This window comes from Klenkia sesuvii, from assembly GCF_037083825.1.
In the GTDB taxonomy this organism is placed as follows: domain Bacteria; phylum Actinomycetota; class Actinomycetes; order Mycobacteriales; family Geodermatophilaceae; genus Klenkia; species Klenkia sesuvii.
Genome location: NZ_JBAPLU010000026.1, coordinates 42,524 through 52,161, shown reverse-complemented (window position 1 = coordinate 52,161; position 9,638 = coordinate 42,524). Strand labels below are relative to the sequence as shown.

Genomic DNA, 9,638 nt, shown 5'->3' with positions numbered 1-9,638 from the left:
CCCGGGGGTCGGCGCCGCGTCGGTGGTGCCCGGTGCTGGGCTCAGAGGGGGTTGAGGTCGGCTGCCCGGGCCTCGCGCGCACCGATCTGCGTCGCGATGTCGGCCAGCAGCTCGCTGCTCACCTCGCTGTCGACGGTGACCGCCATGAGGGCGTCACCGCCGCGGGTGGTGCGGCTGACCTGGGCGCCGGCGATGTTGATGCCCGCGGCACCCAGGGCGGCGCCGACGGTGCCCACCACGCCGGGGCGGTCGGCGTAGACGAAGAAGAGCAGGTAGCCCTTGACCTCGAGGTCGACCTCGAAGCCACCCACCTCGGTCAGCTTGGGCACCTGGTTCTTGCCGTAGAGCGTGCCCGAGACGGTGACCTCGGTGCCGTCGGCCATCGCGCCCTGCACGGTGATGAGGTTGCGGTAGTGCGGGCTCTCGACGTCGGAGGCCAGCGAGACCTCCAGGCCCCGGGCCTCGGCCAGCAGCGGGGCGTTGACGTAGGTGACCTGCTCCTCGACGACGTCGGAGAACACGCCGCGCAGCACGGCCAGCTGCACCACCGACACGTCGAACTCGGCGATCTTGCCCAGCACGCGGACGGCGACCGACTGCGCCAGCCCGCCGGCCACCGCGGTGAACACCCGGCCCAGCTTCTCGGCCAGCGGCAGCCCCGGGCGGACGTCCTCGGCCACGACCCCGCCGGCCTGGACGTTCACCGCGTCGGGCACGAAGTCGCCCTGCAGCGCCAGCCGGACGCTGCGGGCCACGGCGGTGCCGGCCTTGTCCTGCGCCTCGGTGGTGGAGGCGCCCAGGTGCGGGGTCACCGCCACGTTCGGCAGCGCGAACAGCGGGCTGTCGGTGCAGGGCTCCTTGGCGTACACGTCGATGCCGGCGGCGCCCACCTGACCCGAGCGCAGGGCATCGGCCAGCGCGGCCTCGTCGACCAGCCCGCCACGGGCGGCGTTGACGATGATCACGCCCTGCTTGGTCGTGGCCAGCTCCTGCGCACCGATCATCCCGAGCGTCTCGGGGGTCTTGGGCAGGTGGATCGTGATGAAGTCCGACTCGCGGAGCAGCTCCTCGAGCGACACCAGCCGGACGCCGAGCTGCGCGGCCCGCCCCGGCTGGATGTAGGGGTCGTAGGCGATCAGGGTCACGCCGAAGGCGGCCAGGCGCTGGGCCACGAGGACGCCGATGCGCCCCAGACCCACCACGCCCACGGTCTTCTCGAAGACCTCGACCCCGCTGAACTTCGAGCGCTTCCAGGTGCCCTCGCGCAACGACGCGTCGGCCGCCGGGATGTGCCGGGCGGCGGCGAGCAGCAACGCGACGGCGTGCTCGGCGGCGCTGACGATGTTGGAGGTGGGTGCGTTGACCACCATGACCCCGCGGGCCGTGGCCGCCGGGACGTCGACGTTGTCCAGCCCGATGCCGGCGCGCGCGACCACCTTGAGGTTCGGCGCGGCCGCCAGGGCCTCGGCGTCGATGGTCGTCGCGCTGCGCACCATCACCGCCGCCGCGTCGGCGAGCGCGGGCAGCAGGGCGGCGCGGTCGGCACCGTCGACGTGCCGGATCTCGAACTCCGACCCGAGCACCTCGAGGGCGCTGGGGGCGAGTTCCTCCGCGATGAGGACGACGGGCGCAGGCGTGGTCACGGCTGCACAGCCTAGGACCCGCAGGTGGGGGCCTCCTTGCCCCTCCCCCCGACCGCCCGCCATCCTGGCTGTCCACGCCGGTGCGCACGAGCGCCGCCGGCCATGCGCCGAGGAGACCAGTGAGCGAGCACCAGGACGACCAGGGCCGGTCGGGGACGAGCCCCTACGGGCAGGCCTCGTCCGAGCCGACCTCCGCACCGACCTCCGAGCCGACCTCCGAGCCGACCTCGTGGGGCGGGCAGGACGCCCAGCAGTCCTCCTACGGCAGCCAGGGCGGATACCAGCAGGACGGCTACCAGCCGACGGCGTACCAGCAGAGCGGGTACGACCAGGCCGGGTACCCGACGGCGGCCTACCCGCAGGGCGGGTACCAGCCGACGGCCTACCAGCAGGGCGGCTACCAGCCGACGGCCTACCAGCAGGGCGGGTACCAGCAGGGCAGCTACCAGCAGGGCGGGTACGCCCAGCCCTACGGCTACGGCCCGGCCGCACCGGCCAAGCCCGGCGCCGTGATCACCTCCGCGGTGCTCGGCTTCGTCTTCGGCGCCTTCGGCGTGCTGGTGTCGGGCGCGCTGCTCATCTTCGTGGCGTTCGCCGTGGGTGCGGGGGCCCGCGCGTTCGACGACCTGGAGGACGTCGCGCCGGGGCTGGGCAGCGTCGTGGGCGCCGCGGCCGGCATCGGTCTGGTGGTGGCACTGCTGGCCCTGGCCTGGACCGTCATCACCATCTGGGGCTCGGTGCGGGCGCTGACCGGCCGCAGCCGGGTGATGCTCATCGTGGCCGGCTCGATCTCCATCGCCGTCACGGGCATCGGCCTGGTCGGCAACCTGTCCAACGTGGGCGACGAGTTCGGCTCCACCAGCGGGGGGGACGTCGTCCTCAGCCTGCTCTTCTTCGCCGCGGCCGTCGCGATCGTGGTGCTGCTGTGCCTGAAGCAGTCCGTGCAGTTCTTCGCCGCGCACCGCGCCCTCCGCGGCCGGTGACGACGCCGGCGCCCGCACCGCGCGGGCCCGGGCGGGTCCCGCCCCTGGTGGTCGCCGCGGTCGCCCTCGCCGGGCTGCAGGCGCTGTTCTGCCTGCTGCCCGGTCTCAACGGCCTCGGCCTCGGGCTGGCCGGCGGCAGCGTCGTGGCCTTCGTCGTCGGTGGGCTGTACCTGGTGCTGTCCGCGGCCGCCGTCCTGGGCTCGGTGCGCCTCTACCGCGGCCTCGACGGCCGGCTGCTCACCCTGGCCGCCGTGGCCCTCGTGGTCGTCTGGTCGGTCAACCTGGTGCTGGCCGTGGTGCTCGCCGGCACCGTCGACGTGCTGTCGGTCCTGCTGCTGGGACTGGCGGTCGGCGTCGTGGTGCTCACCCGCAAGCCCGAGGTGCGCACCTGGGCCGCCTGACCCGGACGCCGGACGGCCCCGCACCCGGTGGGTGCGGGGCCGTCCGGCATCAGGGGGTCAGGACCGCTGCACCTGACCCAGCGCTCAGCGCTGGGCGGTGCCGGTGTAGTCGTCCGAGGCCGAGACCCAGCTCATCAGCCCGCGCAGCTGGCGCCCGGTCTCCTCGATGGGGTGCGCCTCGGCGGCGGCCCGCTTGGCCTTGAAGTCCGGGGCGCCGGCGTCCTGGTCGGCGATGAACGCCGCGGCCCACGTGCCGTCCTGGATGTCCTTGAGGACCTGGCCCATCGTCTCCTTGACCCGGGCGTCGACCACGCGCGGACCGGAGGTGTAGTCGCCGTACTCGGCGGTGTCGGACACCGACCAGCGCTGCTTGGCGATGCCGCCCTCGTACATGAGGTCGACGATCAGCTTGAGCTCGTGCAGGCACTCGAAGTAGGCGATCTCGGGCTGGTAGCCGGCCTCGGTGAGGGTCTCGAACCCGGCCTGCACCAGCGCGGACATGCCGCCGCAGAGCACGGCCTGCTCGCCGAACAGGTCGGTCTCGGTCTCCTCGGCGAAGGTCGTCTTGATGACGCCGGCGCGGGCGCCGCCGATGGCCTTGGCGTAGGAGAGCGCGAGGGCCTGGGCCGAGCCGGAGGCGTCCTGCTCGACGGCGATCAGGCAGGGCACGCCCTTGCCGTCGCTGAACTCGCGGCGCACGAGGTGGCCGGGGCCCTTGGGGGCGACCATGGCGACGTCGACGCCGGCCGGGGGCTTGATGTAGCCGAACCGGATGTTGAAGCCGTGGCCGAAGAACAGGGCGTCGCCCTCCTGCAGGTTGGGCTCGATCGACTCGGTGTAGAGGGTGCGCTGCACGTGGTCGGGCGCCAGGATCATGATCAGGTCGGCCTCGGCTGCGGCCTCGGCGGGGGTGACGACCCGCAGGCCCTCGGCCTCGGCCTTGGCCCGGGACTTCGAGCCCTCGGGCAGGCCGACGCGCACGTCGACGCCGGAGTCGCGCAGCGACAGCGAGTGCGCGTGGCCCTGGCTGCCGTAGCCGATGACGGCGACGGTGCGCCCCTGGATGATCGAGAGGTCGGCGTCGTCGTCGTAGAAGATCTCGGCGGCCATGCGGTGGAGCTCCTTCGGTTGGTGTTGGGGTGGAACAGCTCTCAGGCGGAGCGCTCGACGGGGCGCAACGTACCGGCGCCGCTCATCGACCGTGGTCCCCGGGCCAGGGCGACGGTGCCCGACTGGGCCATCTCCTTGATCCCGTGGGGGGCGAGGACGGCCAGCAGCGCCTGCAGCTTGTCCGGGGTGCCGGTGGCCTCGACGGTCACCGTGTCGGTGTTGACGTCGATGACCTTGGCCCGGAACAGCTCGACGGTCTGCAGCACCTGGGCGCGGTCGGCCAGCGGTGCGCGCACCTTGACCAGGAGCAGCTCGCGCTGCACCGCGACGTCGTCCAGCTCCACGATCTTGATGACCTCGACCAGCTTGTTGAGCTGCTTGGTGATCTGCTCGAGCGGCGCGCTCTCGACGTCGACGACGATCGTCATGCGCGAGAGGTCGGGGTTCTCGGTGGGCCCGACGGCGAGGGACTCGATGTTGTAGCCGCGGCGGCTGAACAGCGCCGAGACCCGGACGAGGACACCGGACTTGTTCTCGACCAGCACCGACAGGGTGTGCCTGGGCATTACACAGGGCCTTCCGTGAACACCGGGCGGACGTCCCGCGCGGCGAGGATGTCGTCGTTGCTGGCGCCGGCGGCGACCATCGGCCAGACCTGGGCGTCGGAGCCGACCACGAAGTCGATGACGACGGGCCGGTCGGTGATCTCCATGGCCGCGGCGATGGTGGCGTCGACGTCCTCGGCGCGCTCGCAGCGCAGGCCGACGCACCCCAGCGCCTCCCCCAGCTTCACGAAGTCGGGGATGCGGATGGGCTCGATGTCGCCGCCACCGGACCCGCGGTTGTGCAGCCGGGTGTTGGAGTAGCGGCCCTCGTAGAAGAGGGTCTGCCACTGCCGCACCATGCCCAGGTTGCCGTTGTTGATGACGGCGACCTTGACCGGGATGCCCTCGATGGCGCAGGTGGCCAGCTCCTGGTTGGTCATCTGGAAGCACCCGTCGCCGTCGATGGCCCAGACGGTGGCCTCGGGCCGGCCCGCCTTGGCACCCATGGCGGCGGGGACCGCGTAGCCCATCGTGCCCAGGCCACCGCTGTTGAGCCAGGTGCCCGGCTTCTCGTACTTGACGAACTGCGCGGCCCACATCTGGTGCTGGCCGACGCCGGCGCAGTAGACCGCGTCGGGCCCGGCGATGGCCCCCAGCCGCTCGATCACGTACTGCGGCGACAGCGCGCCGTCCTCGGGCAGGTCGTAGCCCAGCGGGTAGGTCTGCCGCCAGCGGTCGAGCTGGGTCCACCAGCCGGCGAGGTCGGGCCGCCCCTGCTCCTCCTGCAGCGCGGTCAGCGCGGCGACCAGCTCGGTGATGGTCTCCTTCGCGTCACCCACGATCGGGACGTCGGCCTTGCGGTTCTTGCCGATCTCGGCCGGGTCGATGTCGGCGTGGACGACGGTGGCGCCGGGGGCGAAGCTGTCGAGCTTGCCGGTGACCCGGTCGTCGAAGCGGGCACCGAGGGCGACCAGCACGTCGGCCTTCTGCAGCGCCGCGACGGCGGTGACGGTGCCGTGCATGCCGGGCATGCCCAGGTGCTGGGGGTGGCTGTCGGGGAAGGCGCCGCGGGCCATGAGCGTGGTGACGACGGGCGCGCCGGTCAGCTCGGCCAGCTGGTGCAGCACCTCGCTGGCGCCGGCCTTGAGCACACCACCGCCGACGTAGAGCACCGGCTGCTGCGCGGCCTGGATGACCGCGGCGGCCTCGCGGACCTGCTTGCCGTGCGGGCGCGTGGTCGGCTTGTAGCCGGGCAGGTCGGTGCGCGGCGGCCAGACGAAGTCGGTGGTGGCCTGCAGGACGTCCTTGGGGACGTCGACCAGCACCGGGCCCGGCCGCCCCGTGGAGGCCAGGTGGAAGGCCTCGGCGATGCGCTGCGGGATCTCGGCGGGGTCGGTGACCAGGAAGTTGTGCTTGGTGATCGGCATCGTGATGCCGCGGATGTCGGCCTCCTGGAAGGCGTCGGTCCCGATGAACCCGCTGGCGACCTGGCCGGTGATGGCGACCAGCGGCACCGAGTCCATGTAGGCGTCGGCCAGCGGCGTGACCAGGTTGGTCGCACCCGGGCCCGACGTGGCCATGCAGACCCCGACCCGGCCGGTGGCCTGGGCGTACCCGGTGGCGGCGTGCCCGGCGCCCTGCTCGTGGCGGACCAGGACGTGCCGGACCGAGGAGTCGAACAGCGGGTCGTACAGCGGGAGGATCGCCCCGCCGGGGAGCCCGAAGACCAGGTCGACGCCCACGGCCTCGAGCGAGCGCACGAGGCTCTGCGCCCCGGTGATGCCGTGGCTGGCGCGGGTGGGGTCCAGCACCGAGCCCTCGGTCGTCTCGACGCCGACGGTGGCCTCGGCGGCCACCTGGCTGGGGGTCTCGGGAGCGCTGACGGGGGCGCTGGCGGTGGTGCTCATCTGGTGCGGGTCTCCCTGGACGAGGGGGTGGGTGTGCGGCGGTGGGCGCCGGCGCGGGCCGGTGCCGGCCCTGCCCGGCCAACAAAAAACCCCTCGTGCCAGCAGGCACGGAGGGGTGAGCGCGACGGTCGGTGGACCGGCGCGCTAGTCGATGACTACGAGGAGGGCAGGACGCTGCACGCCGACACTGTGCGCCGCGGCGGTGTTCGGCGTCAACCACGCCGTCCCATTGGGTGGGACGTCAGGTGGGAAGCCCCCGGGAGGCCGAGCCCGCGACGGCCTCGACGCGGCCGATGCGGCCCGGCCACAGGTGGCCGGCGCCGGCGTCCAGCAGCGCGACCAGCGCCGGCAGGGTGAGCGGGCGGGACAGCAGGAACCCCTGCGCGTACGCGCAGCCCATGGCCCGCAGGGCCGTCAGCTGGCTGGGGGTCTCCACGCCCTCGGCCACCACGTCGATGCCCAGGTCGCGGCCCAGGCCGATCACCGCGGCGCACAGGGCGCGGGTCTGCCGGTCCTTGTCCACCCGGGCGAGGAAGGTGCGGTCGAGCTTGAGGACGTCGACCGGCGTGCCGGTGAGCTGGGACAGCGACGAGGGGCCCGCCCCGAAGTCGTCCAGCGCCAGGTGCACGCCCATCAGGCGCAGCGCGGCGTGGTCGGCCGCCACGGCCGGCACGGGGGCGGGGCTGGTGGTCCCGGTGAGCTCCACGACCAACCGCTGGGCGGGGAAGCCGGTGGCCTGCAGGGCCTGGGCCACGTCGCCGACCAGCGTCCCGCTGGCCACGTGCACCGGCGAGACGTTCACGCCCAGCTGCAGCGGAGCGCCGTGCTCGGGCAGGGCCGCCGCGGCGGTCATGGCCTCGGCCAGCACCCACCGCTGCAGGTCGCCCACGAGGCCGGCCCGCTCGGCGATCGGGATGAACTCGTCGGGCTCCAGCTCGCCGAAGACCGGGTGCTGCCAGCGCACGAGCGCCTCGACCCCGGTCACCCGCTGCTCCTCGAGGTCCACGACCGGCTGCCACACGAGGGTGAACTCACCCCGGGCGCGGGCGCCGACGAGGTCGGCCCGCAACCGCTCGCGGCGGTCGCGGGCGGCACCGAGGCCGGGTTCGTAGCGCTGCACCAGGCCCGGGCCGGCCTGCCCCGCGGCGCGCACGGCGAGCTCGGCCCGGTCCTGCACGGTGGCGGCGGACAGCCCGGCGACCAGCGGCACGAGCCCGACGGCCGCGCTGAGGTCGACCAGCCCCAGCTCGGTCACCACCGGCTGCTCGACCACGGTGAGGCAGCGGGCGGCCACCCGGTCGGGCTCGTCGCCCTCGCCGTGGGCCAGGACGGCGAACAGCTGCGCGCCCACGCGGGCCACGAGGTCCTCGCCGCGCACCGTGGCCCGCAGCCGGCGCCCCACCTCCACCAGCGAGACGTCGACGACGTGCCGGCCCATGTTCTCCCGGGCGTCGTCGAGCCCCTCGACCTCGAACAGCAGCAGCGAGACGGTCGGCTCCGCACCGGCCACGGCCAGCTCCTCGGCGAGCGCGACGACGTGCGCTGCCTCGTTCGGCAGCCCGGTGACCGGGTCGGTGTAGGCCACCGAGCGCAGCTGGTCCTCGGCGTGCAGCCGCACGGTGACGTCGCGGCAGTGCAGCACCAGCGCCCCCACCGCGGCGTCGGAGCGCAGGTCGGTCACGCCGGCCTCCAGCGCCCGCCAGCTGCCGTCGGCAGCCGGCAACCGGAAGCTGCACAGGCCACCGGGACCTGACCGGTCGCCGTCGGCGAGCCAGGCCCGCACGGGGTCGAGGTCCTGCGGGTGGACCCGGTCGGTGACCGGGTGCCCGACCAACGGCCGGCCCGCCGCGGCGGCCGGCTCGGCCAGGGCGGGCGCGGCCCAGGTGACGACGCGGTCGGCGTCGAGCACCAGGACGGCGTCGCTGCTGGCCCGGACCAGGTTGCGGAAGAAGGCCTCGCTGCGGCCCAACCGCCCGGCGAAGCGCACCTCCTCCCCCAGCACGACCGCGCGGTGCACGGCGGTGAGCAGCAGGCCCAGCGCCACCGCGACCAGCGCGGCCGGGGTGGGGGTGGCCACGAACAGCGCCGAGGCCAGCAACGAGACCGCAGCGGTGAGCATGACCGCGTGCGGGAGCAGCTGGCCGGCGAGGGTGACGCCGACGACCAGGCGGTCACCGCGACCGCGCACCCCCTCCGCCGGGGCGCCGGTGGGGTCGCCGAGCACGCCGGTGACGGGGTCGGCGGTCGCGTCGGCCAGGTCGTCCCGGCCCGGCCGCTCACCCGGGTCCCCGACGGCGGCCAGGCAGAGCAGGACGAGGCCGAGGAGCATCAGCCCCCGGCCGGCCAGCGCCACGGGGCCGAAGGCGCCGGCCGAACCCAGCCACGAGACGCAGTCGGCGATCGCGATCCCGGCCAGCCCGGCCAGCGTGGCGCCGCCGGTGGTGCGCCGTTGGTGGTCGGCGGCGGTGGCGAAGGTGAGCCCCGACCCGAGCAGCAGGGTCGCGGCCAGGCAGCTGGCCTCCACCGCCCAGCGCGAGGCAGGGGCCAGCTCCGGGAGCAGCGGCCCGACGACCAGCACCTGGGCCAGCACGAAGGCCGCGGTGCAGAACAGGGAGCTCTCCACCAGCAGCCGCACGCCACCGGCGCGCAGCCGCGCCCGGCCCAGCAACGTCAGCACGGCACCGGTGGCCACCAGGTGCGGCAGGACCGACGCCGCCGTCCGGGCCGGGTCGGCAGCCCCGGTGTAGGGCACCACCAGCTCGACCGCCGCGGCGATGGCCACGCCGACGACCAGGGCCGCCGACAGCAGCCGCCACCCGCCGCGGCGGGGGCAGGTGCGGCGCCCGGTGCGGGCCACGACGAGCGCGGTCAGCAGTGCGGCGACCGCGACCACCGCGTCGGCGCCGACGCGGCGCTGACCGGGGGGCAGCAGCGCGGCCCCCGCGAGCGCGCCGAGGAACAGCGCGCCCAGCAGGGCTGTCCGACGACGGGTGCGGTCCACCTCGTCCAGATCGGCAGCCCACCGGCACCGCCCCAGCCCGGGGGCGTC

Annotated in this window: 7 protein-coding genes; 2 read left to right on the top strand and 5 right to left on the bottom strand. The window is 74.4% G+C overall.

Features of this window, described 5'->3' with window-relative positions:
• Positions 1–41 precede the first annotated feature (41 nt).
• Complete coding sequence (gene serA / locus TEK04_RS18925) at positions 42–1,643, bottom strand: phosphoglycerate dehydrogenase (RefSeq protein WP_336405914.1); 1,602 nt, start codon at positions 1,641–1,643, stop codon at positions 42–44.
• Between the two features lie 119 nt (positions 1,644–1,762).
• On the opposite strand from serA, the gene TEK04_RS18920 reads away from it, so the two are divergent.
• Positions 1,763–2,626: a hypothetical protein gene (locus TEK04_RS18920; RefSeq protein ID WP_336405913.1), complete on the top strand. Its 864-nt coding sequence runs from the start codon at positions 1,763–1,765 to the stop codon at positions 2,624–2,626.
• Positions 2,627–2,673: 47 nt separating this feature from the next.
• Entirely contained in the window at positions 2,674–3,027 is a 354-nt protein-coding gene (locus tag TEK04_RS18915) for a hypothetical protein (RefSeq protein ID WP_336405912.1), read from the top strand.
• Positions 3,028–3,111: 84 nt separating this feature from the next.
• On the opposite strand, the gene ilvC is transcribed toward TEK04_RS18915, so the two are convergent.
• The 4 genes from ilvC to TEK04_RS18895 all read right to left on the bottom strand — a co-directional run bounded on the left by ilvC (position 3,112) and on the right by TEK04_RS18895 (position 9,590).
• Positions 3,112–4,137: a ketol-acid reductoisomerase gene (gene ilvC / locus TEK04_RS18910; protein WP_336405911.1), complete on the bottom strand. Its 1,026-nt coding sequence runs from the start codon at positions 4,135–4,137 to the stop codon at positions 3,112–3,114.
• A gap of 41 nt (positions 4,138–4,178) precedes the next feature.
• Positions 4,179–4,703 carry an acetolactate synthase small subunit gene (ilvN, locus tag TEK04_RS18905; protein WP_336405910.1) on the bottom strand — a complete coding sequence of 175 codons (525 nt, stop codon included), beginning with the start codon at positions 4,701–4,703 and terminating at the stop codon, positions 4,179–4,181.
• Positions 4,703–6,589: an acetolactate synthase large subunit gene (locus TEK04_RS18900; protein WP_349257755.1), complete on the bottom strand. Its 1,887-nt coding sequence runs from the start codon at positions 6,587–6,589 to the stop codon at positions 4,703–4,705. The genes ilvN and TEK04_RS18900 overlap by 1 nt, the downstream gene beginning before the upstream one ends.
• A gap of 241 nt (positions 6,590–6,830) precedes the next feature.
• Entirely contained in the window at positions 6,831–9,590 is a 2,760-nt protein-coding gene (locus TEK04_RS18895; RefSeq protein ID WP_336405909.1) for a putative bifunctional diguanylate cyclase/phosphodiesterase, read from the bottom strand.
• Between the last annotated feature and the right edge of the window lie 48 nt (positions 9,591–9,638).

Coding starts and splice junctions, on each gene's coding strand:
- TEK04_RS18900 (WP_349257755.1), bottom strand. CDS start 6,589: ATGAGCACCACCGCCAGCGCCCCCGTCAGCGCTCCCGAGACCCCCAGC.
- ilvC (WP_336405911.1), bottom strand. CDS start 4,137: ATGGCCGCCGAGATCTTCTACGACGACGACGCCGACCTCTCGATCATC.
- ilvN (WP_336405910.1), bottom strand. CDS start 4,703: ATGCCCAGGCACACCCTGTCGGTGCTGGTCGAGAACAAGTCCGGTGTC.